21 protein-coding genes are annotated in these 26,716 nt (G+C 67.7%); 11 read left to right on the top strand and 10 right to left on the bottom strand.

Features of this window, described 5'->3' with window-relative positions:
* Nucleotides 1-58: 58 nt before the first annotated feature.
* The 6 genes from AC3B6C_RS04410 to AC3B6C_RS04435 form a co-directional block, all read right to left on the bottom strand.
* Complete coding sequence (locus tag AC3B6C_RS04410) at nt 59-1,477, bottom strand: cytochrome P450 (RefSeq protein ID WP_488375119.1); 1,419 nt, start codon at nt 1,475-1,477, stop codon at nt 59-61.
* 65 nt (nt 1,478-1,542) lie between these two features.
* A complete protein-coding gene (locus tag AC3B6C_RS04415) occupies nt 1,543-1,896 on the bottom strand; it encodes a PRC-barrel domain-containing protein (RefSeq protein WP_014928235.1) in 354 nt (117 codons plus the stop codon).
* Complete coding sequence (locus AC3B6C_RS04420) at nt 1,893-2,261, bottom strand: PRC-barrel domain-containing protein (RefSeq protein WP_010843703.1); 369 nt, start codon at nt 2,259-2,261, stop codon at nt 1,893-1,895. The genes AC3B6C_RS04415 and AC3B6C_RS04420 overlap by 4 nt, the downstream gene beginning before the upstream one ends.
* Nucleotides 2,258-3,487 carry an Nramp family divalent metal transporter gene (locus tag AC3B6C_RS04425; protein ID WP_488375120.1) on the bottom strand — a complete coding sequence of 410 codons (1,230 nt, stop codon included), beginning with the start codon at nt 3,485-3,487 and terminating at the stop codon, nt 2,258-2,260. Before AC3B6C_RS04425 ends, AC3B6C_RS04420 begins: the two co-directional genes overlap by 4 nt.
* A gap of 4 nt (nt 3,488-3,491) precedes the next feature.
* Nucleotides 3,492-3,983, bottom strand: coding sequence for a hypothetical protein (locus AC3B6C_RS04430; RefSeq protein ID WP_044507285.1), 492 nt, complete (start codon nt 3,981-3,983; stop codon nt 3,492-3,494).
* A gap of 125 nt (nt 3,984-4,108) precedes the next feature.
* Nucleotides 4,109-4,753, bottom strand: a complete 645-nt coding sequence (locus tag AC3B6C_RS04435; RefSeq protein WP_488375121.1) for a TetR/AcrR family transcriptional regulator — start codon at nt 4,751-4,753, stop codon at nt 4,109-4,111.
* A 128-nt stretch (nt 4,754-4,881) separates the two neighbouring features.
* Between AC3B6C_RS04435 and AC3B6C_RS04440 the strand changes: the two genes are divergently transcribed.
* From AC3B6C_RS04440 to AC3B6C_RS04450, 3 genes are all read left to right on the top strand, one after another.
* Nucleotides 4,882-5,904 (top strand): alpha/beta fold hydrolase, encoded by a 1,023-nt coding sequence (locus AC3B6C_RS04440; RefSeq protein ID WP_488375122.1) that lies wholly within the window; start codon nt 4,882-4,884, stop codon nt 5,902-5,904.
* Nucleotides 5,905-5,968: 64 nt separating this feature from the next.
* Nucleotides 5,969-7,066, top strand: coding sequence for a Rieske 2Fe-2S domain-containing protein (locus AC3B6C_RS04445; protein WP_488375123.1), 1,098 nt, complete (start codon nt 5,969-5,971; stop codon nt 7,064-7,066).
* A gap of 27 nt (nt 7,067-7,093) precedes the next feature.
* On the top strand, nt 7,094-8,179 hold the full coding sequence (locus AC3B6C_RS04450) for an NAD(P)H-dependent amine dehydrogenase family protein (protein ID WP_488375124.1): 1,086 nt from the start codon (nt 7,094-7,096) through the stop codon (nt 8,177-8,179).
* An 18-nt stretch (nt 8,180-8,197) separates the two neighbouring features.
* On the opposite strand, the gene AC3B6C_RS04455 is transcribed toward AC3B6C_RS04450, so the two are convergent.
* The 3 genes from AC3B6C_RS04455 to AC3B6C_RS04465 all read right to left on the bottom strand — a co-directional run bounded on the left by AC3B6C_RS04455 (nt 8,198) and on the right by AC3B6C_RS04465 (nt 11,261).
* Nucleotides 8,198-9,145, bottom strand: a complete 948-nt coding sequence (locus AC3B6C_RS04455) for an oxidoreductase (RefSeq protein WP_488375125.1) — start codon at nt 9,143-9,145, stop codon at nt 8,198-8,200.
* Nucleotides 9,146-9,214: 69 nt separating this feature from the next.
* Nucleotides 9,215-10,573, bottom strand: a complete 1,359-nt coding sequence (locus tag AC3B6C_RS04460; protein WP_010843711.1) for a styrene monooxygenase/indole monooxygenase family protein — start codon at nt 10,571-10,573, stop codon at nt 9,215-9,217.
* Between the two features lie 130 nt (nt 10,574-10,703).
* Nucleotides 10,704-11,261: a dihydrofolate reductase family protein gene (locus tag AC3B6C_RS04465; RefSeq protein ID WP_488375126.1), complete on the bottom strand. Its 558-nt coding sequence runs from the start codon at nt 11,259-11,261 to the stop codon at nt 10,704-10,706.
* 140 nt (nt 11,262-11,401) lie between these two features.
* Between AC3B6C_RS04465 and AC3B6C_RS04470 the strand changes: the two genes are divergently transcribed.
* On the top strand, nt 11,402-13,594 hold the full coding sequence (locus tag AC3B6C_RS04470) for an acyltransferase family protein (RefSeq protein ID WP_488375128.1): 2,193 nt from the start codon (nt 11,402-11,404) through the stop codon (nt 13,592-13,594).
* Between the two features lie 22 nt (nt 13,595-13,616).
* On the opposite strand, the gene AC3B6C_RS04475 is transcribed toward AC3B6C_RS04470, so the two are convergent.
* Nucleotides 13,617-14,189, bottom strand: coding sequence for a SanA/YdcF family protein (locus AC3B6C_RS04475; RefSeq protein WP_488376220.1), 573 nt, complete (start codon nt 14,187-14,189; stop codon nt 13,617-13,619).
* 154 nt (nt 14,190-14,343) lie between these two features.
* Between AC3B6C_RS04475 and AC3B6C_RS04480 the strand changes: the two genes are divergently transcribed.
* The 7 genes from AC3B6C_RS04480 to AC3B6C_RS04510 all read left to right on the top strand — a co-directional run bounded on the left by AC3B6C_RS04480 (nt 14,344) and on the right by AC3B6C_RS04510 (nt 26,708).
* Nucleotides 14,344-15,717 (top strand): WS/DGAT/MGAT family O-acyltransferase, encoded by a 1,374-nt coding sequence (locus AC3B6C_RS04480; protein WP_488375129.1) that lies wholly within the window; start codon nt 14,344-14,346, stop codon nt 15,715-15,717.
* 230 nt (nt 15,718-15,947) lie between these two features.
* Entirely contained in the window at nt 15,948-19,532 is a 3,585-nt protein-coding gene (locus tag AC3B6C_RS04485) for a (Fe-S)-binding protein (RefSeq protein WP_488375130.1), read from the top strand.
* A gap of 176 nt (nt 19,533-19,708) precedes the next feature.
* Nucleotides 19,709-21,145: a basic amino acid/polyamine antiporter gene (locus AC3B6C_RS04490; RefSeq protein WP_488375131.1), complete on the top strand. Its 1,437-nt coding sequence runs from the start codon at nt 19,709-19,711 to the stop codon at nt 21,143-21,145.
* Between the two features lie 55 nt (nt 21,146-21,200).
* A complete protein-coding gene (locus AC3B6C_RS04495) occupies nt 21,201-22,463 on the top strand; it encodes an arginine deiminase (RefSeq protein WP_488375132.1) in 1,263 nt (420 codons plus the stop codon).
* A 90-nt stretch (nt 22,464-22,553) separates the two neighbouring features.
* A complete protein-coding gene (locus AC3B6C_RS04500) occupies nt 22,554-23,807 on the top strand; it encodes a pyridoxal phosphate-dependent aminotransferase (protein ID WP_010843717.1) in 1,254 nt (417 codons plus the stop codon).
* Nucleotides 23,808-24,014: 207 nt separating this feature from the next.
* A complete protein-coding gene (locus AC3B6C_RS04505; protein ID WP_488375133.1) occupies nt 24,015-25,796 on the top strand; it encodes an SDR family oxidoreductase in 1,782 nt (593 codons plus the stop codon).
* A gap of 6 nt (nt 25,797-25,802) precedes the next feature.
* Nucleotides 25,803-26,708, top strand: a complete 906-nt coding sequence (locus tag AC3B6C_RS04510; protein ID WP_488375134.1) for a metal-dependent hydrolase — start codon at nt 25,803-25,805, stop codon at nt 26,706-26,708.
* Nucleotides 26,709-26,716: the final 8 nt, after the last annotated feature.

Below are 26,716 nucleotides of genomic sequence, written 5' to 3' on the forward strand. Positions count from 1 at the left end.
TCGTTCCCGCTCGCGAACCGCTCGTCGGTTCGGTGTCCTTACCCAACAAGCGCTTTGGTCAATCGTGCGGGCGGGATATTTCTCGCGTCGACCCCGGCACGGCTCGGAGCTCGATCCTCAGGTCGAAGTGGTCCAGCGAGTGCGGCATGTCCACTACACCGGCTCGCGCCCGCGGCGAGAGCACGTTGTCGTCGAGGTCGACGTCGCGACAGATCGCCGCCAGCACTGCCGTGGCGAACATCAGCACCACATTGCGTCCCGGGCATTCGCCCGGCCCGTCGCTGAACGGGACGACGCCGGCGAGTTCCTGAGCTCGTCCGTCTGTCCAGGCGTCCGGGGTGAAGCGCTGTGCGAAGTCCATCGCATCGTCGTCGCGCTGGAAGAACTCCCCGATCACGATCGTGGTCGCACCCTCGGCGACGACGCCGCCGTCCCACGGGACATCCCGGGTCGCCTCCCGCAGGATGGCGAGGGTCGTCGGCCACAGACGCAGGGATTCGAGGACGGTCGCCCGAAGTGTCGGCAGTACCCGTGGCTCCGCGGAGTCCACAACCGCGGCCTCCGTCCGGGCGGCGGCCGCGGTCACGGGGTGGGACGCGAGCAGTGCGAGTGCCCGATGGATGGCCACCGCGACGGCGTCGAACGCGAACAGCCAGTGCGGGATCTGACCGATCGGGTCCAACGAGCCGGGCTTGCCCACCGCGTCGCGGACCACTGCGGCCAACGAGTCCTCGGGAGCCGCGGCCACCAGATGGTCCAGACGTCGTCGGAAGTTGTTGTAGGTGGCGGATCGACGAGGGAAGGCGTACCCCCAGTTGGCGTCTCGTCGGAGCACCGTCAGCAGGTCCGTCACCGTCTCGTCGTCACGCGCTGCATCCCCGAAGACGAAGCGGCGCACCATGCGCCAGTGTGCGACCACGTAGGTGTCCCAGGTGAGATGGCCCTCGGAGAGGGTCTGGAGCAGTTCCGCGACTTCGGATTCGATGATCTCCCCACACCGCCCGTGGAGAGAGTGCACATCCGCCGATGTCTGCAGGGCGAGTTCGTTCAGCTCCCGCCTCGCCTGCCGATGCCGGTTGTCCGAGATCAGCACACCCGACGGCTGAAACCGGGAGAGTGCCGCGACCTTCTCCTTCGACGCCGGGGTGAAGGGTTCCGGCGTGCCGTGGAGGGTTGCCGTCACCGCCGGCGGGCGCAGCGCGAGCACCATCGAGCGCGGAAAGGTCAGAGCCAGCGCGTCGGCGTCGTGGCGGGACCGCAGGCCGTTGAGTACCCGGGCGGCCCGGCCGTGGGTGTCGAATCGCCCACCGAAGCGGACCATCGTCTTCCGGCGCGCCACAACACCTTCGGCGATCACCGGGGCGAGCACGCCGAGCAGGACTCGCCCGGTGTCCCCGAGCCCCGCGCGGGCCAGGCGCGGTGTCGTTGTCACCGCACCGCCGCTGTCCTGCACGCCATCATCGCGTCCCTGCGTCATCAGCGACAACACTCCCATCGCAGAGTATTCACGCCGGGCGGACCGCGGCGTCGGCCGTCCCAGATCTACCCGTCGACCGGGCGCCCCAAACCGTCGGCATGCGCGGTGTCCAGCGAGGCGTCGAGGCGACGGAAACCGTCCCGGACACACACCGCCCCGTCCTCGACGGAAGTCACGTCCGCCCACGGGATGAGCACCGTGCCGCGATGCAGCCAAGCGAAGAACCGGTTGAGCGCCCAGGGCCGCGAGACGCCCTGGCGCTCGTAGCCGAGGAAGGACACGCGGTTTCGGCGGTTGACGAGCAACCCGACGAGCCGCAGTTCGTCGTCCTCCACCTCGAAGCGGAGGTCGATCACGTGACCTAGGTGATCGCCGCCGGAATCGTGGACGGCACAGCTCAACAGGTCGCTGGCGATCATCGCTGCCCACTTCCCGGGATACGCGCGACGATGTGGTCCCGGCACCATCGTTCGGGCCACGCGAGCTCGAGATCGTCCTGCTTGTCGTCGATCGCGACCCGGACGTCGATGTCGCGGACGCGGTCGAACGGGATCCGGTCGAGCTCGCTCACATGCGGACCTCCGCCGATGAGTCGATAGAAGAGCGCCCGTCCGGTGAGCAGCGCGGACACCCGCGGCGGTCCGTCGTCGGGCATGTCGATCTCGACGTCGTCGACGACGCCGAGCGGCACACCGTCCCGGTCGTGGATCTGCCTGTCCAGCAGATGAAGGCGGAGATCGATCGTGGTGCGGCGCGACAGCCGACGGTCGTCGTCGGAGCTCATCGCCCGGCCCCCGTCACGATCAGCAACGGTATCGCCGCCACCGAGGCGACCACGATGATGCCCAGATAGATGGTTCCGAAGAAGTTCAGCACTCGTCCGTTCACGTTGTCTCCCATGTATTCCCGATCGTTCGCCACGACGAGGATCGGCAGGTAGGTCAGTGGCAGGGCGACCGCGGAGAAGACGACCGAGTACTCGGTGACCATGATCGGGTCGACCCCGGTGAGGAGGATCAGGACACCCCCGAGAAGGAACACGATGATCACCAGGTGAAAGCGGGCTGCCTGACGCGGCTTCTTGGCCGCGCCCCACGGCCACCCCGCGTACTGGGCGATGGTGTAACCGGTCGACAACGCCGTCTCCAAGGCCGCACCCGTCGTGGCCGCGACCAGCCCGATGATGGCGAACGCCAGTGCCAGTTGCCCGCCGGCCTGGACGACCGGCAACACGACCTGCGACAACGAGTCCACCGAGATGTCGGCCGGCATCAGGTACAACGCTGCGACACCGGCAATCGCGATCGACCCCAGACCCCCGAGCGGAAAACCGATCAGCACATTCCATCGCTCACGGGCGAGATCCTTGCGCCGCCAGCCTTCTTCGATGCCACCGGAGGAGAAGAAGAACACCTCGTACGGCGTCATCGCCGCACCGAACAGCGCGATGGCGTAGTACCAGTACGTCGGTACCGATTCCTGCGAGGGGATGGCGGGCGCGGTGATCTGATCCCAGACCTGGCCCCAGGGCGGTTGCAACAGGAAGAAGACCACGCCGAACACCGCCAGGCACAGCCCCAACAGGCCCGTCACGTTCTCCATGATCTTGAAGTTGGCGCGCCACACGATGATCCAGACGCCGAACGCGGCGACGGGCACCCACAGCAACGGTGCGACCCCACTGGCCAGCTGAAGCGCGAGAGCGATGCCGCCGATCTCGGCGGTGAGGGTGAGACCGGTGACGAACAGCGATGCGACCAGGTTGGCGGCGCCCATGCGGGGACCGAGCCGTTCCCGGATGATCTCGAAAGTGCTCCGGCCGCTCACCGCGGCGACCCGTCCCGACATCTCGGCGAACAGGCAGATCCCGATGACGCCGACCACCACGACCCACACCAGGCCGAACCCGAACCGGGACCCGACGACCGCGTTGGTCACGATGTCACCGATGTCGAGGAACCCGCCGATGGCGGTCAGGATGCCGAGCGCGACGCCGATGACGTTCTTCACCGGCTCATCCCCTCGCACCGGCCGCGGAACGCGGATCGTCGACGATCTGCTGCAACCGTTCGCCGATCTCGGTGAGCGCGCCGCGCGAGTCGGACACCCGTGGGTCCGCCCGTTCGAGCAGCGTCACCGACCGCGCCGCCACGAGCACACGGGTGGCCTCCGCCATCGCGTCCTCGACCCCGGCCCGCATCGGCTCGTCGGCGACGTCGTCGATGTCCAGGTTGACGACCGCTCCATAGGCGGACAGCGACTGCTCGATCAGGTCGTCGAAGAGGACGCGAACGTACTGTCGCGGTGCACGACCCTCGGCCCACGAACGCAGCCCTTCCTCTCCGGAAGCAACCGCGCTGACCACGTCACCGGACGAGTGCGAGAGTTCGGCCATCACGCCACCGGGCTGCCGGGCGCATCCGGCGAGCAGGAGGAGGCACAGCACGCACGTCAACGCCCGGCGCATCGCGAACGATTCGGCCCTCGGCCCGGTCGGCAGAAGCATCACCGTCCCCTTCTGTGAAGGCGTGACATCCCGGACGCGGGATAACCCAACCGGCCTGCGACGAAACCAGACGAGGGAGCCGCCGACAGCGGCACCGGGTCCTGAACGCTGCTCCCCGCCTGCGCTCAGGCCGCGAGAAGCGCGACGATGGCCCTGGCCAGGCCGCGGCGGGCGAGTTGCTGATCCTGGAAGGTGCCGAGCTGCTTCTCCGACACCAGTCCCCGCATGGCCCCGGGGAGGAATGCCGCCACCTCGCGCACACGTTCGGGATCGACGTCCAGGTCGGCGAACGCTCGCTGGCACGAGTCGATCCACGACGGCCCCCACGAGGCGAACTCGGCTGCGGTCTTGGGGAACTGCCGGCGCAGCTCGTCCGGATCCCGCGGCAGTGCCGCCCGAAGTGTCTCGATCGCCCGCGATTCGGGCGCGGTCAGCCCGTCGTACATGAGGTCGACGATGGCCGCGACCCGCTGGTCCAGTGGCGCTTCGGGTTTCACACTCACCGGGAGGTCGCCGCGATGCTCGGCGGTGCGGTGCAGCACCGCGGCCCACAGACCGTCGATGTCGTCGAACTGGTACTTGATCGCACCCCACGTGGCGCCGATGTCCTTGGCGATGCGGTTGCCCGACACCGATGCCGGGTCACCCGATGCCAGCGAGGTGATCGCGGCGTCGAGCATCGCGTCGCGCGTCGCCTGCCCGCGCCGATTGACTCGCCGGATGGCTGTCGCGGGGCCGTCGGCCGGCATGCCGGAGTCCGAGGTGGGCATGGTCGCCGATCGTAGCCGGATGGCCGAGGCCGTGACCGGCGAGATGTTTCGTTTGCGAACGAGGGGTTACCCGGTTTGTATCATTGGGCGTCTGCTGTGACGCGTGTCACGGGGTCGAGGAGGACACCATGAGTGTGAGCGGAGCAGCCGTCGCCCGTCGGGCCCGGTCGCGACTGAGTCCGGCAGAAGCACGTCGACGACTCCGCCGGCGGCAGTACGTCGACGCCCTCTTCAACTCGAGAGAACCGGACAGGACGTCGTGGGCGGTCACCGACGACGGCGCACGTCTGCGGGTCCACCATCACGGCCCTTCGGGGGCTCCTGTTCTGGTGCTCATCCACGGGTGGTCGTGCTGCATCGAGTACTGGAATCCGCAGATCAACGCCCTCGCCGAGCGCTATCACGTCATCGCATACGACCAGCGCGGACACGGCGACAGCACGTGGGGCCGGCGGAAGTTCGATTCCGATGTACTCGCCGACGACCTGTACACGGTTGTCTCCCAGACGGTTCCGGACGGTTCGAAAGCGGTCTTCGTCGGGCACAGCATGGGCGGCATCACGCTCCAGGCGTGGGCACACCGGCACCGGCAACAGGCTGAGGACCGCGCCGCCGCAATGGTTCTCGCCAACACGACCTGGGGCGGGATCGCCACCGAGAGTCGGGTCCTGCCGTTCGTCAACGGCCCCATCAAGGCACCGCTGTGGTTGCTGCAGATGGCCCTGGCGGTGCCGCTCCCCCTACCCGGCGACCGATTCACGAGAAGTGTGATCCGGCATCGCATCCTGAACAGCCGGTCGGCGACCGCCGATCATGCCGCGTTCGTCCTGGCGATGACCCGCTCGTGCACGCCGAGCTCCCGCGCCAAGGCCGCGGTCGCCCTTCTGCAGTTGGCGATGGGCCCCACCGGCGCCGAAGCGATCTCGGTGCCTACGACGGTGATCGGTGGTCGGCACGACCTGCTCCTCCCACATGCGATGACCCAGCGCATCGCCCATGCGCTGTCGGTTCGCGGCCAACTCGACCGCCTCGTCGTCCTCGACACCGGCCATGCGTCGAACATCGAGGCCGCCGAGGACTTCACCGCGGAGATACACCGCGTCATGCATACGGCGTCGCCGAGTCCGGAGATCACCGAAACCGCCAGCTGACCAGGCGCGATACTTTTCATAGAACCCTCTTGCATTCTGCGTCGACGAGACCTACCGTTGCCGCATGGCGAGAACGCCCCTCTCGATGACACCCACTGGCTGGTTCCAGGTCGCCTGGTGCTCGGAGATCCCGGTGAGGTCGGTCCACACCATGAAGTACTTCGGGCGCGAGATGGTGGCGTGGCGATCCGCGTCCGGCACGGTCTCCGTCTTCGACGCCTTCTGCGAGCACCTCGGTGCCCACCTCGGACACGGCGGCCACGTCGAGGGCGAGAACCTGGTCTGCCCGTTCCACGGCTGGGAGTGGAATCGCGAGGGTCGCAACGAGTGCATCCCGTACGAACGACACCCCAACCGGGGGCGTCGCATCCGCAGTTACCCCGTCGTCGAACGCAACGAGGCCGTCTGGATCTGGCACGACATCGACGGACGCCCACCGCATTTCGACGTGCCCGACATCTTCGGCGACTTCGGCGACGACCGCACCGCGGCCGACTACTACCCGCCGGTCCCGGCGGCCACCCTCTTCCGGCCGGGACTCGAGATCCATCCGCAGTACATCATGGAGAACGGCGTCGACTTCGCCCATTTCAAGTTCGTCCACAAGACACCGTTCATGCCGGAGTTCACGCGGCACGACTTCGGCGGACCGGTGTCCTACGTCGACTTCACCATCGCCTTCGACGAAGGCGCGACGCTCGAAAATGCAACGAGCGGAGTCGAATCCATCAATGCCGGGCTGGGCTGTTCGGTCACCAAGAGCTGGGGCATGGTCGACAATCGCACGATGCCGGCGGTCACCCCGGTCGACGAGCACACCTCCGACGTCCGGTTCACCGTGTGGATCGGCCGCAAGCCGGGCGAGGAAACCGGCGAGATCACCCGCTACGGCACCATCATGGCCGATCTCGTCATCGAGCAGTTCGCCGCCGACATCGACATCTGGGCGCACCAGCGCTACTCCGATCCACCCGCGTTGTCCCGCAAGGAGTTCGAAGGCTTCACCGCCCTACGGAACTGGGCGCGTCAGTTCTACCCCGACGGCGGACCCGACGGTGCCGATCCCTCGTCACCGAGCGGTGCAGTGCCCCCGACGGGCGAGGAGTTCGTCCGCATCCGCCGATCCGAGCTCGACGCGCTGCGCGCCGCCGCGCAGCCCTGACAAGTCGCTCCGCCGAAAGGATCTCCCATGACCGCCGCCGAACGCATCCGGGTCTTCCAAGTCGCCACCGGAAATCTGGGCACCGAGATGATCGGACGCATCCGATCCCATCCCGACCTCGAACTGGTCGGCCTGCATTGCTACACGCCCGACAAGATCGGGCGCGACGCCGGCGAGATCGTCGGGCTCGATCCGGTCGGGGTGACGGCCACGGGCACGGTGGACGAGATCATCGCCGCGCGTCCGGATGTGCTCACATTCCATGGCGTGTTCCCCGACGAGGACCTCTACGTCGCGGTTCTCGAAGCCGGCATCAACGTCGTGACCACCGCAGACTGGATCACCGGCTTCCATCGCGACACCAATCACCCGCACCATTCCGGACGCAAGGTCAGCGACGTCATCGCCGAGGCCTGCGCACGCGGTGGCGCCACCTTCTACGGCACCGGCATGAATCCCGGCCTGGCGCAGATCCTCGGCATCGTGCACACCGCCGACGTGGCCGACATCGAGAACGTCACGGTCATCGAATCCGTCGACGTCTCGTGTCACCACTCCGTCGACACCTGGAAGGCTGTCGGATACGGCCTGCCGGTCGACGACCCGAGCATCCCCGACTCGCTGTACAAGTACACCGCGGTGTTCGCTGACTCGGTCTATCTGATGGCCGACGCCTTCCAACTCGAACTCGACGAGGTGGCGTTCTCCTACGAGCTGGGCGCCTGCACCAAGGACGTCGACCTCGGCTGGTATCAGCTGCCGCAGGGTTCACTCGGTGGCAGCCACATCAAGTACCAGGGCATGGTCGACGGGGTGGCCCGCGTCGAGTCCCATCTCGAATGGCAGATGACCCCGCACACCGACCCGTCGTGGAACATCCAGGCCTGCTACATCACCCAGATCACCGGCGACCCCAACATCTATTCCAAACACATGATCTTCCCGCGCAAGGGCTTCGACCTCTCCAAACCGGAGAACTTCGCCTCCATCGGCATGACGGTCACCGGGCTGCCCGCCCTGAACGCCATCCGCTCGGTCGTCGAGGCCGCTCCGGGAATCGTCACGAGCACCGACCTCCCGCTGCGGTCGTTCGCCGGACGGTTCGCGATCTGACGAGAGTCGCTGCGGCCCTCAGGGAGCAGAGGATGAGCCGAGGTCGATGGTCACCCCGGTGAGCTCGGCACCGAGGTCCCACAGTCGCGCAGCGACGCCGCGGTCCTTCGCCTTCGCCGACGGCTCCACCAGCACCGGCGGACCGGCCAGCCCGAAACCTCCCACGGGACCGTAGTATTCGCCGCCCTGCGCCTTCGGATCGGTGCCGGCGCGGAGGACCGAGAGGGCTCCGTCCGGCGGATCCATGATGAAACGATCGGTGAGCCATCGCAGCGAGGACGCGTGGTATGCCCACTGCAGGAATCTGCTCTGCTCGCGCATCACCCCGGTGCGGGTGCCGCCGGGGTGGGCGGCGAGCGAAATCGCCGACACCTCGGCACTTCTCATGCGCCGGTCGAGTTCGAGCGCGAACAGCATCTGCGCGAGCTTCGCACGGGAGTACGCACCCGCGCTGCTGAAGGTCCGGTCCATGGGGATATCGGAGAAGTCGATGGTGCCTGCTCGATGGGCGTGGCTGCCGACGGTGACCACCCGCCCGGCATCGGCCGCCAGAATCCGGTCCATCAGCAGTCCGGTGAGCGCGTAGTGACCGAGGTAGTTCGTGCCGAAGTCCATCTCGAAACCGTCGGGCGTCAGGTCACGGCGCGCCCGCATGACCCCGGCGTTGTTGACCAGCAGGTCGATCCGGGTATGACGCGCGCCGATCTCGGCGGCGGCCGCACGGACGGAATCCAGACTGGCGAGGTCGAGATCGACGATCTCCAGCTCGGCGCCCGAGACCTTCCCGACGATGTCGTCGCGGGCCTCCGCGGAGGTCTCCGGATTGCGGCACGCCAGCACGACACGTGCGCCCAGCGTCGCCAGCCCGAGCGCGATCTCGCGTCCGATCCCCGAATTCGCACCGGTCACCACCGCAACCCGGCCGGTCTGCGGCGGCGCGTCGGCCAGCGTCCACCCCGACTTCACATCTGCCCCCTTCGACGCCGACTCGAACGACGGTGTCGTTCGTATCACATCGGCGCCGAGGGGCGGGTGTCAGGCGCTCACGGCCGCCGGGGTGGCGCTGCTGAACCGCCCGGCCGGCGCGAACCGGGCGAGGACCTCGTCGTGCGGCTCTCCGGCCACCGCGGAGATGAATCCCTCCACGTCCTCGCGGGTCCGCAGACCGAGGAGCGGATTCGGTTCGGACAGCAGACCGAACAGGGCCGACGCGATCGCGGGACTGACGGCGGCAGCCGGAAACGACAGCTCCAGGTGCGTCGCGTAGTCGGGATCACCCAGGTAGAGCCGGGTGACCTCGACGGCGGCCCGTCCGCGTCGTTCCCAGTGCTTCTCGAACTCAGCCGACAGCCACTCCGCGGTGAACTCGCCGTCGTGGTCCCGCGCAGCCTTCACGAGCTCGGCGACCTGGATCAGCGTGTTCTGCGCGCCCTGTCCCGCAACCGGGTCGACGGCGATCGCGGTGTCGCCGATCGCCGCGACGGGGTGCCCGCCCGCAGTGGTGGCGACGGCCTGCCGGACCGTCGGGGTGACCGCGCCCTTGAGCCACGAGACCGGGTCGGATTCGATGACCTGCAGCCGATCGATGACCGGCGCGTCCTCCGGGAAGAACTCGGCGAAGATGCCGGAGATCGTCTGCCGGGCGGACACCGCGTCGTGGACGTCGTCGATCCGGCCGGCCCACGCTCCGTCGGGCTTGGCGAAGACGATGAAGGACCACGTCGGTCCGGCGTCCTTGTGGAGGAACGGTCCGACGAAGATCTCACCGTTCTGCGCGTCGAGGTTGAACAGCGAGTGGTCACCGCCGGCGCTGCTGCGGTAGGCGAAGGACTCGGGGCCGTGATCGACTCCGGTGAGCGTGACCTGCAGCAGACGGCGCTGGGGTTCCCGGTAGTGCGTGCGCGACTCGTCGACCGGGAAGAGCGTCGAGAGCCCGCCCTTGCCGGTGGCGACGAGCGTGATGTCGGCGTCGGCGGCGATCGCGTCGAGGCGGTCGGTGTCGACCTGACCCACCTCGAATCGGCCACCGCGGTCCAGGAATCGGCCGAGACGGTCGTCGGCCTTCAGGCGCAGGTCGACGGCCTGGGCCACGTAGCCGTAGTCCGGGTTGAACTCGAGGACCGGGGCACGCTCGTCACCGACGCCCGAGTACAGGCGAGCGCTGATGCCGGTCGTGTTGCCGACCTCGTAGAGGTCTTCGATGATCTCGGCGTCCCACTCACGGGACTTGCCGAACAGGACGCCGACACCGGTCGGCGGCACCTTGTCGCGCAGCGACTCGCGGTCGCGATCGCTGTAGAGCGTGACGTCGAACCCGGCGTCGAGAAAGCCGAGCGCCGCGCTGGTACCGGCCAGCCCGGCCCCGATGATCGCTACCGATCGTCGTGCTGTCATGTGTGGATCTCCCCTGGTTGTCGGCGTGCAATGGCTGCTCGACAGGGTGCCGGGGCGATCGGTGCGGATGAAGGGTTAGACGCATCGAGAACGAATGGCTCGCGCGCCGGCGCCCGTTGGGGGTTGAGGACTACGCCTCGTCGCGCACGCGGAGATAGCGCTCGTAGACCACCTGCTCGTAGGTGCGGGTCTCGGCGAGTCGGAGCTGCACCGGGGAGGTGACCGGCGGCAGCAACGGTGTACCGCCACCGACGATGATCGGATACCGGAAGATGCGGAACTCGTCGACGAATCCCAGTTCGATGGCCTGCCGCGCCAGGTCGGCACCACCGATCTCGACGTCGGCGTCGGTCGAGTGCAGCACCGCGGTGAGTTCGTCGGCCAGCGGGCCCCGAGCCAGCCGGGCATTGCCCTCGACCGCCGTGAGGGTGCGACTGAAGACCACCTTGGGCAGCTCCGTCCAGATGTCGGCGAACGCGGCGTGGGCCTCGTTCTCACGCATCCGCGGGTCGGTCTCCCAGACCACCATCGCCTCGTAGAGACGTCGGCCGCACACGAAGGCGCCGAGTTCGGCCACCCGTTCGGTGTGGAAGGCGAACAGTCCGTCGTCGGGGACCGTCCAGTTGAAGTCGCCGTCGCGATCGGAGATGAAGCCGTCGACCGACACGCCCATCGACAAGAGCAGCATGCGAGGGATGGTACGGCGCTGCCGGGCCCGCGACGCGGACTTCGTGGAGAGCGCGCATTCCCATGAGTCTGCTGTGAGGTCCGACGACACCCCGCTCGTGCCAGGCCGGCCTCAGGTGCCGGCAAGTACCATCGCCCTCTGTGCGTACGCCCCTGACCGAAGCGACACCCGTCGCGACCCCGAACGAGGACGCCGCGACCGGTAACACGTCCGGGTACCGGTTGGACCTCGACGGGCTGCGCGGTGTCGCGATCGCGCTGGTGGCGATCTTCCACGTCTGGTTCGGCCGGGTGTCCGGCGGCGTCGACGTCTTCCTCACCCTGTCGGGCTACTTCTTCGTCGCCTCCCTGCTCAAACATGTCCTGGCCACGCAGCCCGCGACGAGTTCGTGGCGTGCGGCGATCAATCCGTGGCCGCGGTTCTCCCGGCTCCTCCGCCGGCTGCTGCCCGCCCTGCTGCTGGTGCTCGCGGTCACGGCCGGCCTGATCGCGCTGATCATGCCGACGACCCGGTGGGGACCGCTCGGCGCCGAACTCCAGGCCAGCGCGCTGTACTACCAGAACTGGCATCTCGCGTTCGAGTCGCAGGACTACGCGGCCGCCGATTCCGCCAACAGCCCGATGCAGCATCTCTGGTCGATGTCGATGCAGGGCCAGTTCTTCGTCCTCACCCTCGTGTGCGCGCTGGCGCTGGGCGCGGTGCTGCGCGCCCTGGGCCGCCGATCCGCGTTCTTCGCCGACCCCAAGGTGGTCCGTGGGGTCGTCGGGATCGCGCTCGGCATCGTCGCACTGGGCTCGTTCGCGTGGGCGAATCACCGCCACGGGATCAACCAGCCGTTCACCTACTACGACACCGTCGCCCGCCTGTGGGAACCGCTCGTGGGTGGTCTGCTCGCCGTGTGGATGCCACGTATCCCGTTGTCGCAGCGGGTGCGTGATCTGCTCGGGATCATCGCCCTCGGCCTCATCGTCACGTGCGGGTGGTGGATCGCGGGGGTCCAGGAATATCCGGCCGCGTGGGCGCTCGTCCCGGTCGGTGCGACCCTCCTGCTCATCTGGGTCGGATCGTCGCAGACCGCCCCCATCGACCGGGCGGGCACGGCCGGCCAGACCTCCATCCGGTCCGGGGTCAGCCGGGGCCTCGCGCATCCGAGACTCGTGTGGCTCGGTTCGATCGCGTACGCGCTGTACCTGTGGCACTGGCCGGTGCTCATCTTCTACCTGGCCTGGCGCTATCAGGACGACGTCTCGTGGTTCGAGGGCACCGCCATCCTGGCCGTGTCGGTCCTACTGGCCTGGCTGACGACCAAGTACGTCGAGGCGCCGCTGCGTGCGGGCAAGGCCGACCGCAAGCGGGCGGACACGGCGCGGCCGGCGCCGCAGGACACCCGCGGCTACCGTCGCGCGCTCGTCGCGGTGCTGGTCGTCATCAGCGTCGCGGCCGGGGCTGCCGCGGTGACCTGGCAGCGCGACGCCGCGAACGCCACCCTCGACACCCAGAATCTCGACCCGCGCCTCTACCCGGGTGCGCGGGCGTTCCTCGACGGGGCGCCGGTGCCGAACGTGACCGCGCAACCGAGCCCCGACGTCGTCGACATGGACTGGCCGATCACCTCCTACGACTCGATCATCAGCGGATGGAAGGACCCGTCCATCAAGGTCGGGTACTACGGCAACGTCGACGCCACTCGCACGATCGCGCTCGTCGGCGGTTCGCACGCCGAACAGTGGATCACCGCCCTCGACGCCATCGGCAAACGCCACGGCTTCCGCGTGACCACCTACCTCAAGGTCGGGTGTGCTCTCACGACCGAGCACGTCTTCACCTGGTTCGGCCAGAAGTACTACCAGTGCAACGACTGGTCGCGCCGGGTCATGGAACGTCTGGCCGTCGACAAACCCGACGTCGTGTTCACCAACAGCACCCGTCCGGTCGAGTCGGGCGACGGCGACTACGTGCCCAAGGACTACGAGGAGATCTTCGCCGAGTTCCGCGACCGCGGCCAGCGCGTCGTCGCGGTCCGCGACAACCCCTGGGCGACCGGACAACTCAAGCCACCGGAGTGTCTCGCCAGCGGCCGCAAACCCGAGGTGTGCGGGGTGCCCCGCGACCAGGCGATGGCACCGGCCGACCCTGCGGCCCCGCTCGCCGGCGAGTTCCCCAACATGAGCTTCCTCGACTACACCGACGCCATGTGCGACGACACCTATTGCCCCGCGGTCGTCGGGAACATCCTGGTGTGGCACGACTTCCACCACCTGTCGGCGACCTTCGTCCGCAGCCTCATCCCCGCCGTCGAAGCCGACCTGCAGCGGTCGCTGCGATGGTGGTGAGTCACCTCGGGAAGCAGCAGGGTCAGCTGACCGCGGTCAGCACCGCACGCGGTCCGGCGAACACCGTCTCGCGGATGTGATTGCGCACGAGAGTCCAGGCGGGACAGTCACATCGGGCCGCGACACCGCGCGCGTCGACACCTTGGTCCCGGCACAACGCGATGGCCCGGCGAAGGTGGAAGTCCTGCGTCACGATGACCACCTCGTCGACGCCGAACACCTCCCGCGCACGCCGGCAGCTCGCGGCGGTGTCGAGACCGGCCGGGTCGCCGACGATCGCCCGCGACGCCACGCCGCGATCCTCCAGATAGCTCCGCATCACCGCCGGCTCGTTCCCGGCTTCCTCGGAACCGTTGCCGGAGTTGATGATCCGATCCACCCCTCCGGCGCGGTACAGCTCCAGCGCGGTGTCGAGGCGACCGCGCACGTAGTCGCCGGGAGACCCGTCGTCGTGGACGAGCGAACCCAACACCAGCAGCGTCGGACGGGAAGCGGGCGCGGGCGCGTCGTCGACCCTGCCCGCCGACGCGAAGTACATCCAGGTGACGGCCACGGTGATCCACAGTTCGACCAGCACCAGCAGTGCCGGCACCACCAGACGAGCACCCGATCTCACCCCTACAAGGTAGGGAGCCCGTCCCCAACATGGCCATTCCAGCCCGGGCCCGGCGGTCACCCCGTGATACTTGGAGGACCCGGTCGCGCTCAGCCTGTGCGCACCACCCCGCGGTGTTGAAAGTGATGGTGCGATGCCGTACATGCCGGTCACCTCGTCGATGTTCCTGTTGGCCGAGACACGTGAGCAACCCATGCACGTCGGGGGACTCCAGCTGTTCGTGCCACGCGAGGGCCAGTCGTCCAGCGAGCTCGCCGAGGAGATCATCGAGGCGTTCTGCGGCTGCACCGAGATCCATCCGCTCTTCCGCAAACGCCCGGCCTCGCCGGTGACGATACTCGGCAACGTCGCGTGGTCGTACGACGACGAGATCGACTTCGACTACCACGTGCGTCGTGCGGTCCTCCCCCGCCCGGGACGCGTGCTCGAGCTGTTGCGATACGTCTCACTCAACCACGGGGCACTGCTGGATCGGTTCCGCCCGATGTGGGAGATCCATGTCATCGAGGGCCTCGCGGACGGGCGGGTGGCGCTCTACAGCAAGATCCACCACTCGGTGGTCGACGGCGTCTCCGCCCTGCGACTCCTGCAGCGCACGCTCTCCGAGGACCCCGGCGACCGGTCGGGCACCGCACCGTGGGACCCGGCGCTCGCCGAACGTCGCCGTCCCCGTCCCGCGCCGAGTCTGCGCAACCGGGTGTCGGGATTGGCGAACGTGGCCGGCCAGATCGCCGGCCTCGGACCGGCCGCGGCCAAGGTGGCCGTTGCCGGTCTGCGCGATCCGGACTTCGTGGCGCCCCTCGGACGAGCACCGCGCACCATCCTCGACGTCGCGATCGGCAGCGCCCGCCGGTTCGCCTCCCAGCAGTGGGAACTCGACCGTCTCCGTGCGGTGGCAGACGCCCGCAGCATCACCCTCAACGACGTCATCGTCGCGATGTGCTCGGGCGCGCTGCGGTCGTACCTCATCGACCAGGACGCGTTGCCCGACGCGCCGCTGATCGCCGCGGTACCGGTGTCGATGCACACCGACGGCGACGACGACGGCAATGCGGTGACCGCGATCCTGGTGAGCCTGGCAACCGACGAACCCGATGCCGAACGCCGGCTCGACAAGCTCGTGGATTCGGCGCGACACAGCAAGTCCGTGGTCCGCGGTCTGCGGCCGTTGCAGGCCCTCGCCCTCGGCGCGGCCAACTTCGCGCCCCTGGCCTTCGCCACCGTCCCCGGCTTCGTGCAGTACGTCCCGCCGCAGTTCAACATCATCATCAGCAATGTGCCTGGCCCGACGAAGCACCTCTACTGGAACGGCGCCCGACTCGACGGTGTGTATCCCGTCTCAATCCCGACGCAGGGACTGGCGCTCAACATCACCGTGACCAGCACCGCCGATCACATCAACTTCGGCCTGATCGGTGCTCGCGCCCAGCTCCCGAGCCTCCAACGGCTGCTCACACACCTCGACACCGCGCTCGAGGAGCTCGAGAAGGTCGCGCACACGCGGTGAACCCCCGCGGGGCTCGCGGTACAGACGTGGTGTCGCCCACCCTGACTCGACAGTAAGTTACTGGCGAGTATCATCGGTCATGAGGTAGACCTGCGTAATTAGGCCAGCCTTGGCAGCGCGCCGGTGGCGCAAGGAATTACGGTTATCTGTAGTACACCGCCCCGTGGTACCCAGCCTCGCGTTCCGCGACCCGGCGGCGGACGACCTAGACGAAAGGCCGGTACGCGCCCGTGACTACCACGACGATTGCCATCGGCACGACAGCCGCGGTGATCAGCCTGTTCTGCTGGTACCTGTTCCTCGGCGGCGTGGTGCGGATCTACCGCACCATCAAGCTCGGACACAAGGTCGACAGTTCCCGCTTCTGGCCCATCCTGCCGCGCATGATGACGATGCTCAAAGAGTTCATCGTCCACACGCGAATGGTGAAGTTCCGCACCGTCGGCTGGGCGCACTGGCTCGTGATGGTCGGCTTCCTCGGCGGCTTCCTGCTGTGGTTCGAGGCCTATGGCCAGTCCATCAACCCCGAGTTCCACTGGCCGGTCTTCGGTGACACGTTCGCGTGGCACCTGTGGGACGAGCTCCTCGGCATCGCGACCGTGGTCGGCATCATCGTCCTCATCGTCATCCGGCAGCTGAACCACCCACGCGTCCCGGAACGGCTGTCCCGCTTCGGCGGTTCGCGCTTCGGTCCGGCGTACTTCGTCGAGGGCGTCGTGCTGCTCGAGGGTCTGGGCATGATCCTGGTGAAGGCGTCGAAGATCGCGACCTACGGTCACGCGAACGTCTACTCCGACTTCTTCACCATGCAGGTGGCGAAGATCCTGCCGGCCTCCCCGACGCTGGTGTCGATCTTCGCCGTCATCAAGCTGATGAGCGGCATGGTGTGGCTGGCCATGGTCGGCATGAACATCAGCTGGGGCGTTGCCTGGCACCGCTTCTCGGCCTTCTTCAACATCTACTTCAAGCGTGAGCAGGACGGCGGCGTCGCCCTCGGTGCCGCCAAGCCGATGATGAGCCAGGGCGAGGTCCTGGACATGGAGACCGCCGACCCCGACGTCGACGCGTTCGGCGCGGGCAAGATCGAGGACTTCTCCTGGAAGGGCTGGCTCGACTTCACCACCTGTACCGAGTGCGGTCGCTGCCAGTCGCAGTGTCCGGCGTGGAACACCGGCAAGCCGCTGAGCCCGAAACTGCTCATCATGTCGCTGCGCGACCACGGCAACGCCAAGGCTCCTTACCTGCTGGCCGGCGGTCGCAAGGACATGGGCGGCGACGAGGTCGGCCTGGTCGACGCCGACGGCAACGTCGACGAGGACAAGCTCAACGCCATCCCCGAGGCGGCGCGCGCCGAGGCCGCCCGCAAGCTGGTCGGCGAGTCGAAGGGCGATCTCGGTGGCGGTCAGGTCGTCGAGGCCGTGGAGGGCGAGTTCGATCCGGAGGCCCTGGGCGCCGTCATCGACACCGAGACCCTGTGGAGCTGCACCACCTGTGGTGCCTGTGTCGAGCAGTGCCCCGTCGACATCGAGCACGTCGACCACATCCTCGACATGCGCCGCTACCAGGTCCTGATCGAGTCGGACTTCCCGACCGAGCTGGCCGGCATGTTCAAGAACCTCGAGAACAAGGGCAACCCGTGGGGCCAGAACGCCTCCGCGCGTACCGCCTGGATCGACGAGATGGACATCGAGATCCCGGTCTTCGGCAAGGACGTCGAGTCGTTCGAGGGCTTCGAGTACCTGTTCTGGGTCGGCTGTGCCGGCGCCTACGAGGACCGCGCGAAGAAGACCACCAAGGCCGTCGCCGAATTGCTCGACATGGCCGCCGTGAACTTCATGGTCCTCGGCGAGGGCGAGACCTGTACCGGTGACTCCGCGCGACGCGCCGGCAACGAATTCCTCTTCCAGATGCTCGCGCAGCAGAACATCGAGATGCTCGGCGAGGTCTTCGCGACCGCGCCGGACCAGCGCAAGAAGGTCGTCGTCACCTGTGCGCACTGCTTCAACGCACTGGGCAACGAGTACCCGCAGCTGGGCGCGAAGTACGAGGTCGTCCACCACACGCAGCTCCTCAACCGCCTCGTGCGCGACAAGCGACTCGTCCCCGTGGCACCGCTCGGCGAGGGCGTCACCTACCACGACCCGTGCTACCTGGGCCGTCACAACAAGGTCTACGACGCACCGCGTGAGCTGATGGGTGCCGCGGGCTCGACCCTCACCGAGATGCCGCGTCACGGCGAACGGTCCATGTGCTGTGGTGCCGGTGGTGCCCGCATGTGGATGGAAGAGCAGATCGGCAAGCGGATCAACCTCGACCGGGTCGACGAGGCACTCGACACCCTGGGCGACACGACCGGCGATCAGGTCAAGAAGGTCGCGACCGGCTGCCCGTTCTGCCGCGTGATGCTGACCGACGGTGTGACCGCACGGACCAGCGGCACCGAGTCCGAGGGCAAGGTCGAGGTCGTCGACGTCGCGCAGCTGCTGCTCGAATCGGTCAAGCGCGACCGGACCGAGGTCAAGCTCGGCGGCCGGTTCCTCGGACCGCGTCCGACCGTTGCGGAGCCCGAACCCGAGCCCGAGAAGGTTCCCGCCGCGGCGACCGCATCTGCCTCGGCGACCACCGAGGCGGCGCCGAAGCCGAAGGTCGGCCTGGGCATGAAGGGCGGCAAGAAGCCGGGTGCGACGGCCAAGACCGCAGCGCCGGAAGCCCCCGCCGAGAAGGCACCGGCCGAGAAGAAGCCGGCCTCCAAGGGCTTCGGGATGAAGGGCGGCAAGAAGCCCGGCGCCGCGGCATCGTCCGCCGCTCCGGCCACGGATTCCGCACCCGCGGAGGCCCCTGCCGAGGCACCCGCCGAGAAGAAGCCCGCCGCCAAGGGCTTCGGCATGAAGGGCGGCGCCAAGCGTCCCGGCGCGGCCGGCAAGCCCGCCGGGGGGACCGCGCAGCCGGTGCCTGCCGAGACCGAGTCGTCGGAAGCGGTCAAGGAGGAGGTCGCCGAGACCGCCACCGAGACCGCGGCCGAGAAGAAGCCCGCATCGAAGGGCTTCGGTATGGGCAAGGCGAAGCGGCCGGGTCAGAAGACCACCAACGCGGCAGCTCCGGCGGCCGGGGTGACCGCTCCCGCCGAGAGCAAGGTCGACGAGAGCGAATCGGCACCGGACGCCGCACCGACCGTCGACACCGAATCGGCGACCGCCGGGACTGCGACCACCGAGACTGCGACCGAGACATCTGTCGCTGCCGCAACGGAAGAGAAGCCGGGCAAGGCCAAGGGCTTCGGGATGTCCGCGGGCAAGAAGCGGCCCGGTGGTATCGGGAAGTCCGCAGCCAAGCCGGCTGCGACCGCTGCAGCTGCCGAGGCGGCTCCCACGCCGACCGAGGCGGAGCCGGCACCGGCCACCGAGGCCGTCGACGCCCCGGCCGAAAAGACGGCGGAGGCACCGGAACCCGAGGCACCGCAAGGTGGTTCGGCTGCCGTGCTGACCGAGGAGAAGCCGGCCAAGGCCAAGGGCTTCGGGATGGCAGCGGGCAAGAAGCGTCCGGGCGGCGCGAGCAAGGCCGCCCCGGCGGCAGCCGCGCCCGCACCGGAAGCGGCTCCCGAGCCGGCACCGGAAGCGGCTCCCGAGCCGGAGCAGGCACCGGAACCCGACGCCGCGCAGACCGACGAGACCCCGGTCGAGGAGACACCCGCGACCGAGGCACCCGATGCGTCGAGCAACGGCTCGTCCGCGGCTCGTACGGTCGCCGAGGCCGGGGCGTCGAAGGCCAAGGGCTTCGGCATCGCGGCCGGGAAGAAGCGGCCCGGCCACAAGTAGTCCGGCCACGCAGGATCCGAAGTACCCAGAGCGGGCTCCGACCGACCGGTCGGGGCCCGTTCTGCGTCGTGCCGTCGGCATCGCACCCCACCGGAACCGAAGTCCTGCCGAGAGTCCGCGGCTATGGCATCGTTAGCGAGTCGAAGCTGATCGCAGCCCATGATCGGGAGTCGGACATGACAGTCGAGGACAACGCCGTACAGCGGACCGCCGGTATGAGCGTGCCGACCTTGACCGCGATGGTTGTCGGTTCGATGATCGGCGCCGGCGTGTTCTCACTGCCCGCCCGTTTCGGTTCGTCCGCAGGCGTTTTCGCAGCCATCATCGCGTGGACCATCGCCGGCGTCGGGATGCTGACCCTGGCACTCGTCTTCCAGCGGCTGGCGATTCGTCGGCCGGAACTCGATTCCGGTGTGTTCGCCTATGCCAAGGCTGGTTTCGGAGATTACGTCGGCTTCAATTCGGCGTTCGGATACTGGGCGAGCGCCTGCGCGGGCAACGCCTTCTACTGGGTCTTCATCATGAGCACCATCGGCAAGGCCTGGCCGGCGCTCGGCGAGGGTGACACCGTGATCGCCGCGCTGCTCTCGACCGTCGGGATCTGGGTCTTCGCCGCCCTGATCGCCCGCGGCGTCAAGGATGCCGCGGCGATCAACCGGATCGTCACGGTCGCCAAGATCGTGCCGATCCTGGTGTTCATCGCGGTCGCCGCCGTCGCGATCGACGTCGGAGTCTTCACGGACAACTTCTGGGGCACCGAGGACGTCACCGCCGGCGCTGTCTTCGACCAAGTACGCAACACGATGATCATCACCGTGTTCGTATTCCTCGGGATCGAGGGCGCAAGCGTGTACTCCCGCTACGCCCGACGGCGCGAGGACGTCGGCCGCGCAACCATCCTGGGCTTCGTCAGCGTGCTGTGCGTCTTCGCCTCTGTCACCCTGCTCTCCTACGGGATACTCCCGCAGGCCGAGATCGCGGCTCTTCGGCAGCCGTCGATGGCGCCACTGCTGGCCGAGATCGTGGGTAGCTGGGGAACCGCGTTCATCAGCTTCGGAGTCGTCATCTCGGTCCTCGGCGCCTACCTCGCGTGGACCCTGATGGCCGCCGAGGTGTTGTTCACCCCGGCCCAGGACAACGACATGCCTCGCTTCTTGTCCAGGCAGAACGGTGCCGGCGCCCCCATCGCGGCACTCGCGCTGACCTCGTTGATGGTTCAGACGCTGATCATCGTCGTGCTCTTCGCCGAGGACTCGCTCGACTTCCTCCTCGACCTGTGCACGAGTCTGTCGCTCATCCCCTACTTCCTCGCCGCGGCCTTCGCGGTGAAAGTCGCGTTCCCCGAACGCGGGTCAGGGACGCAGGCACGTCGAGCGCTCGCGATCGCGGTGCTCGCCACCGTGTACACGGTGTTCCTCGTCTTCGCGGCCGGGCCGGAGTTCCTGATCCTGTCGTGCATCATCTACGCGCCCGGCACCATCCTGTACGTGATGGCGCGCCGGGAGAACAGCGCGCGGATCTTCCGGCCCGCCGAGGCAGTCCTGTGCGCCGTGTTGGTCGCCGGCGCGGTACTCGGCATCGGCGCGCTGGCCACCGGGGCGATCACTCTGTGACACGTTCCGGAACCGACCACACCGAACCGTCCTCGATCGAAAGGCCCTGCCCCCGATGATCTCCGCAGCCACATCCGGAACCGCCGGACTCGGTGTCCACTCCGAGGTCGGGCGCCTGCGCAAGGTGCTCGTCTGCGCTCCCGGGCTCGCACACCGGCGCCTGACCCCGTCAAACAGCGACGACCTGCTCTTCGACGACGTGATGTGGGTGGAGAACGCGCAGCGCGACCACGCCGACTTCGTCAACAAGATGACGCAGCGCGGCGTCGAGGTGCTCGAACTCCACGACGTCCTGGCCGCGACACTCGAACTCCCCGGTGCCCGGGACTGGTTGCTCGATCGCACGATCGTCACCAACCGCGTCGGCCTGGGTCTCGTTGACAGCACACGGAGCTACCTCGAGTCGATCACGTCGCAAGCCCTCGCCGAGGTCCTGATCGGCGGGCTGGCCACGGATGATCTGCCCGACGACTTCCGGTCCGGCTACCTCAAACTCGCCAGCGAGCAGGTCGGTGCACGCGAGTATCTGCTGCCGCCGCTGCCGAACACCCTGTACACGCGCGACACCACGTGCTGGCTCTACGGCGGGGTGACCCTCAACCCGCTGTTCTGGCCGGCGCGGCGCGAAGAGACCCTGATCTACAAGGCGATCTACCTGTATCACCCGGATTTCGTCGACGCGACGGTCTGGTGGGGCGATCCCGAACAGAACTGGGGCCGGGCCACCTTCGAGGGTGGCGACATCATGCCGGTCGGCAACGGGGTCGTCCTGATGGGTATGAGCGAGCGGACGTCGCGCCAGGCGATCACCCAGGTGGCGAAGACACTCTTCGAGAAGGGCGCCGCCAACCGCGTGGTGGTCGCAGGGATGCCGAAGCTGCGGGCGGCCATGCACCTCGACACGGTGTTCACCTTCGCCGACCGTGACATCGTCACGCTGTACCCCAGGATCATCGACGCGGTGCACACCTTCTCGCTGCTGCCGTCGGACACGGCACCGGGAGTCGACGTGATCGACCACGGCACCGGCTCCTTCGTGGACACGGTCGCGCGCTCGCTCGACCTGGACGCGCTGCGAGTGATCGAGACCGGTGGAGACGTGTACCAGTCCGAACGCCAGCAGTGGGACAGCGGCAACAACGCCGTGGCCCTCGAGCCGGGGGTGGTCATCACCTACGACCGGAACACGACAACCAACACATTGCTGCGCAAGGCGGGCGTCGAGGTCATCACCATCGTCGGAGCCGAACTCGGACGCGGACGGGGCGGCGGCCACTGCATGACGTGTCCGCTCATCAGGGACGCGGTCGACTACTAGCCACACCGGCCGCCGGCCTTCATTCGGGCGGTAAGGGCGCGGCGCCCCACTGGCAGAAACGCATTTGCCACCGGCTGCGACAATGTACCCGTGAGTAGGCCCCATGTTTCGCACCTCAACCAGAACCTCAAGCCGCTCGAGCAGTCGCTCAAGTTGCAGAACGTGTGCTACGAGATCCGCGGTCCCGTCCACGCGCACGCGCAGCGCCTCGAGGCAGAAGGCCACCGGATCCTCAAGCTGAACATCGGCAACCCGGCGTTGTTCGGTTTCGAGGCCCCCGACGTGATCATGCGCGACATGATCCACGCCCTCCCCTACGCACAGGGCTACTCCGAGTCCGCCGGTGTCCTCTCGGCGCGTCGTGCCGTCGTGACCCGCTACGAGCTCATCCCCGACTTCCCGTACTTCGACGTCGACGACGTCATCCTGGGCAACGGTGTCTCCGAGCTCATCACCATGACGATGCAGGCGCTGCTGAACGACGGCGACGAGGTCCTGATCCCCGCGCCCGACTACCCGCTCTGGACCGCGATGACCTCGCTGTCCGGCGGGCAGCCCGTGCATTACCGCTGCGACGAGGAGAACGGGTGGAACCCCGACGTCGCCGACATCGCCGCGAAGATCACCGACCGCACCAAGGCGATCGTCATCATCAACCCGAACAACCCGACCGGCGCGGTCTACTCACGTGAGGTCCTCGAGCAGCTCGTCGAACTCGCACGGCAGCATTCGCTGCTGATTCTGGCCGACGAGATCTACGACAAGATCATCTACGACGACGCCGAGCACGTGAACGTGGCGTCGCTGGCGCCGGATCTGTTGTGCCTCACGTTCAACGGCTTGTCGAAGGCGTACCGCGTCTGCGGTTACCGCGCCGGATGGGTCGTGATGACCGGACCGAAGGACCACGCCCGCGGCTTCATCGAGGGCATGGGCATCCTGGCGTCGACGCGTCTGTGCGCCAACGTGCCGGGCCAGCACGCGATCCAGGTGGCGCTCGGCGGATACCAGTCCATCGAGGCCCTGGTCTCCCCTGGCGGCCGGCTGTACGAACAACGCAACGTCACATGGGAGAAGCTCAACGAGATCCCCGGGGTCAGCTGCGTGAAACCCAAGGGCGCGTTGTACGCGTTCCCCCGCCTCGACCCCGAGGTCTACGAGATCCACAACGACGAGCTGTTCGTCCAGGACCTGCTGCTGCAGGAGAAGATCCTCGTGGTCCAGGGCACCGGCTTCAACCTCGACGACCACAACCACTTCCGCATCGTGACCCTGCCGTGGTCGCGGGATCTGACCGAGGCCGTGGAACGTATCGGCAACTTCCTGTCGTCGTATCGGCAGTGATTCCGCGGAATCCTGCGAAAAGTCCCAGGTGAGGGCCCGGTCATGCGACCGGGCCCTCGCTGTTTCGCCAGGGTCTGGACATTTGTGTAACCGTTGGTAACGTGTACCTCCATCGGGTCCGTCGTCGAACGTTCCGCGTCTCGCCGCATGAACCCGTAGGCCATGCCGAGGATCGGCGTCGGGGCCATTCACAGCGAGGTGACACACATGTCCGAAAAGGCACGACAGCAACCGGACTGGCGGCGGGGAACCGTCACCGACGACGGCATCCGGCTGGCCACCTACGAACTGGGCGATTCGTCCAAACCCACCGTGCTGCTGGTGCACGGCTGGCCGGACAGTCATCACCTGTGGACCCACGTCGCGCCCCGACTCGCCGAAGACCACCATGTCGTCGCGTACGACTGTCGCGGCTTCGGAGACAGCGACCATCCCGACGGAGACGACGCCTATCGCCTCAGTGCGATGGCCGACGACCTGTTCGCGGTCCTCGAGGCCACGAGTCCGGACGAGCCGGCGCACGTCGTCGCGCACGACTGGGGTTCGGTGACCGCATGGGAGGCCGTCGTGCGTCCCGGCGCCGAGAACCGTATTGCGTCCTTCGTGTCCATTTCGGGCCCCAACCTCGACCAGCTGGGGACCTGGGCGCGGAACAACCTGTCTCGCCCGACGCCCCGGCGGCTCGCGCAGAGCCTCGCGCAGGGCGGCTCGTCGGCCTACACCGCATTCTTCCAACTGCCGGTCCTGCCGAAGCTCTTCTTCCGCGCGGCCGGGTCCGAACGTCTCTGGCGCGAATTCCTGTACCGGGTCGAGGGCACGCCGCGTGAGAACGCCACCTTCCAGCCGAATCTCCGCGAGGACATGATCTCGGGACTCCGCCTGTACCGCGCCAACATCCGGCCCAAGCTGCGCAATCCCGACCCCCGGCCCACATCCGTGCCGGTGCTCGAGGTGATCAACGAGCGCGACATCGCGTTGCGCCCGGCCATTTTCGACGACACACACCTCTACGCCCATCGCCTCTGGCGGCACCGCACCCCGACCGGTCACTGGCTCCCGCTGACACGTCCCGACTATGTGGCCGACGTCGCCCGTGACTTCATCGCCGCCCAGACCGCAGGCATCGACCCCTCGTCCCCACTCGGTCGGTCTCGCGTCGTCGGTCCGCCGAATCGGCTGACGGGCAAGCTCGTGGTGATCACCGGCGCAGGCAGCGGAATCGGCCGGGAGACCGCGTACGCGCTGGCCGAACGCGGTTGCGAGTCGGTACTCGCCGACCTCGACCTCGATTCGGTCGAAGAAACCGCGCGCGAGACGAAACGATTCGGCGGGCAGGCCACGGCCTACCAACTCGACGTCGCCGACACCGCAGCCTTCGCCGCGTTCGCCGAGAAGGTCCGGCGTACCCACGGAGTCCCCGACATCGTGGTCAACAATGCGGGGATCGGCTTGGCCGGCGGGGTGTTGGCCGCCTCCGACGAACAGGTCGACCGTCTCCTCGACGTCAACCTGCGCGGAGTCGTCACCGGCAGTCGTGAATTCGGCCGCCAGATGGTCGAGCGCGGGGTCGGCGGGCACATCGTCAACATCGCGTCGGCCGCGGCGTTCACCCCGTCGCGTAGCCTCGGGCTGTACTCGGCGTCGAAGGCGGGCGTTCTGCTGTTCTCGGAGTCATTGCGCGCCGAACTCGCCGAGCACCGCATCGGTGTGAGCGCGATCTGCCCCGGACTCGTCGACACCAACATCGTCTCCTCGACACCGATTGCCGGACTCGACGCCGAAACCGAGCACTCACAACGAGATCGGCTGGATCGGTTCTACCGGCGCCGGGGATTCACCCCCGACAGGGTGGCGAGCGAGATCGTCGCGGCCATCGAGCACGACAAGGCGGTGGTGCCGGTGACCGTGGAAGCCAAGGTGGGATACCGGATCTACCGCTTCGCGCCCTGGCTCTCGCGTCTCGGGGCCCGCCAGAAAGTCGCGGGGTGAACGGATATGACGCACATCGACACTCCCGCGCACCGGGACGATGCATCGGCCGATCCGGGGCCCGTCGAGCTGCACGCCCGCAATGTGGCGTTCGACTGGGACGACGTCCCGCTCCACTGGATTCCGGGTCACCCGGTCGCGTCGAACTTCATCAGCGTGCTCAACCTCCTTCTGCCCGAGGGTGAGCGCTGGTTCGTGCAGACCTACAACGAGGCCCTGCCCCTGGTCGCCGACGACGAACTCGCCGCCCGGATGCGAGGGTTCATCGGTCAGGAGGCGATGCACGCCGAGGCGCACGATCATGTCCTGTGGGAGTTCCTCGATCACCACGGCATCGACCCACGGCCCTACCAGTTGCAGATGGAGTGGATCTTCCGCAAGGTCCTCGGGCCGTTGGAGGGTGGCAACCAGGAAGCCCGCGAGAAGCACCTCGTCGAACGTCTCTGGCTCATCGCAGCTTTGGAGCATTACACCGCCATCCTCGGGGACTTCGCGCTGAACAACTCCTGGACTCGGCTCGGCGCGCATCCGACGATGGCCGACCTCTTCATGTGGCACGGCGCCGAAGAGGTGGAGCACCGCGCCGTGGCCCACGACGTCGCCGCGTACTTCGGCGACGGATATCTGCGGCGCGGTCGCGCGATGTTCGCGGTGCTGCCGATCCTGCTGTTCCTCGTGCAGCGCGGCTACCGCTTCATCATGAGACAGGACACGACGCTGTCGTACAACTACTTCCAGAAGACCTGGCACTACCACCGGGGTGTGCGGGCAGGTGCGTTGCCGAAGATGCGCACGATCATCTTCTCCACCTTCAGTTACTTCCGACCGGGTTTCCGGCCCGAGGACATCGGGAGCACCGCGCAGGCCGTCGCCTACCTCGCGAGTTCCCCGGCCGCCCGCAACGCGGCCTGATCATCCAC

The organism is Gordonia sp. 11cp (assembly GCF_057767225.1).

Excerpts from the sequence above, each read along its gene's own strand:
- AC3B6C_RS04440 (WP_488375122.1), top strand. The coding sequence starts at position 4,882 with ATGAGTGTGAGCGGAGCAGCCGTCGCCCGTCGGGCCCGGTCGCGACTG.
- AC3B6C_RS04415 (WP_014928235.1), bottom strand. The coding sequence starts at position 1,896 with ATGATCGCCAGCGACCTGTTGAGCTGTGCCGTCCACGATTCCGGCGGC.
- AC3B6C_RS04410 (WP_488375119.1), bottom strand. The coding sequence starts at position 1,477 with ATGACGCAGGGACGCGATGATGGCGTGCAGGACAGCGGCGGTGCGGTG.
- AC3B6C_RS04430 (WP_044507285.1), bottom strand. The coding sequence starts at position 3,983 with ATGCTTCTGCCGACCGGGCCGAGGGCCGAATCGTTCGCGATGCGCCGG.
- AC3B6C_RS04450 (WP_488375124.1), top strand. The coding sequence starts at position 7,094 with ATGACCGCCGCCGAACGCATCCGGGTCTTCCAAGTCGCCACCGGAAAT.
- AC3B6C_RS04420 (WP_010843703.1), bottom strand. The coding sequence starts at position 2,261 with ATGAGCTCCGACGACGACCGTCGGCTGTCGCGCCGCACCACGATCGAT.
- AC3B6C_RS04495 (WP_488375132.1), top strand. The coding sequence starts at position 21,201 with ATGATCTCCGCAGCCACATCCGGAACCGCCGGACTCGGTGTCCACTCC.
- AC3B6C_RS04460 (WP_010843711.1), bottom strand. The coding sequence starts at position 10,573 with ATGACAGCACGACGATCGGTAGCGATCATCGGGGCCGGGCTGGCCGGT.
- AC3B6C_RS04465 (WP_488375126.1), bottom strand. The coding sequence starts at position 11,261 with ATGCTGCTCTTGTCGATGGGCGTGTCGGTCGACGGCTTCATCTCCGAT.
- AC3B6C_RS04490 (WP_488375131.1), top strand. The coding sequence starts at position 19,709 with ATGACAGTCGAGGACAACGCCGTACAGCGGACCGCCGGTATGAGCGTG.
- AC3B6C_RS04510 (WP_488375134.1), top strand. The coding sequence starts at position 25,803 with ATGACGCACATCGACACTCCCGCGCACCGGGACGATGCATCGGCCGAT.
- AC3B6C_RS04445 (WP_488375123.1), top strand. The coding sequence starts at position 5,969 with ATGGCGAGAACGCCCCTCTCGATGACACCCACTGGCTGGTTCCAGGTC.
- AC3B6C_RS04480 (WP_488375129.1), top strand. The coding sequence starts at position 14,344 with ATGCCGTACATGCCGGTCACCTCGTCGATGTTCCTGTTGGCCGAGACA.
- AC3B6C_RS04435 (WP_488375121.1), bottom strand. The coding sequence starts at position 4,753 with ATGCCCACCTCGGACTCCGGCATGCCGGCCGACGGCCCCGCGACAGCC.
- AC3B6C_RS04505 (WP_488375133.1), top strand. The coding sequence starts at position 24,015 with ATGTCCGAAAAGGCACGACAGCAACCGGACTGGCGGCGGGGAACCGTC.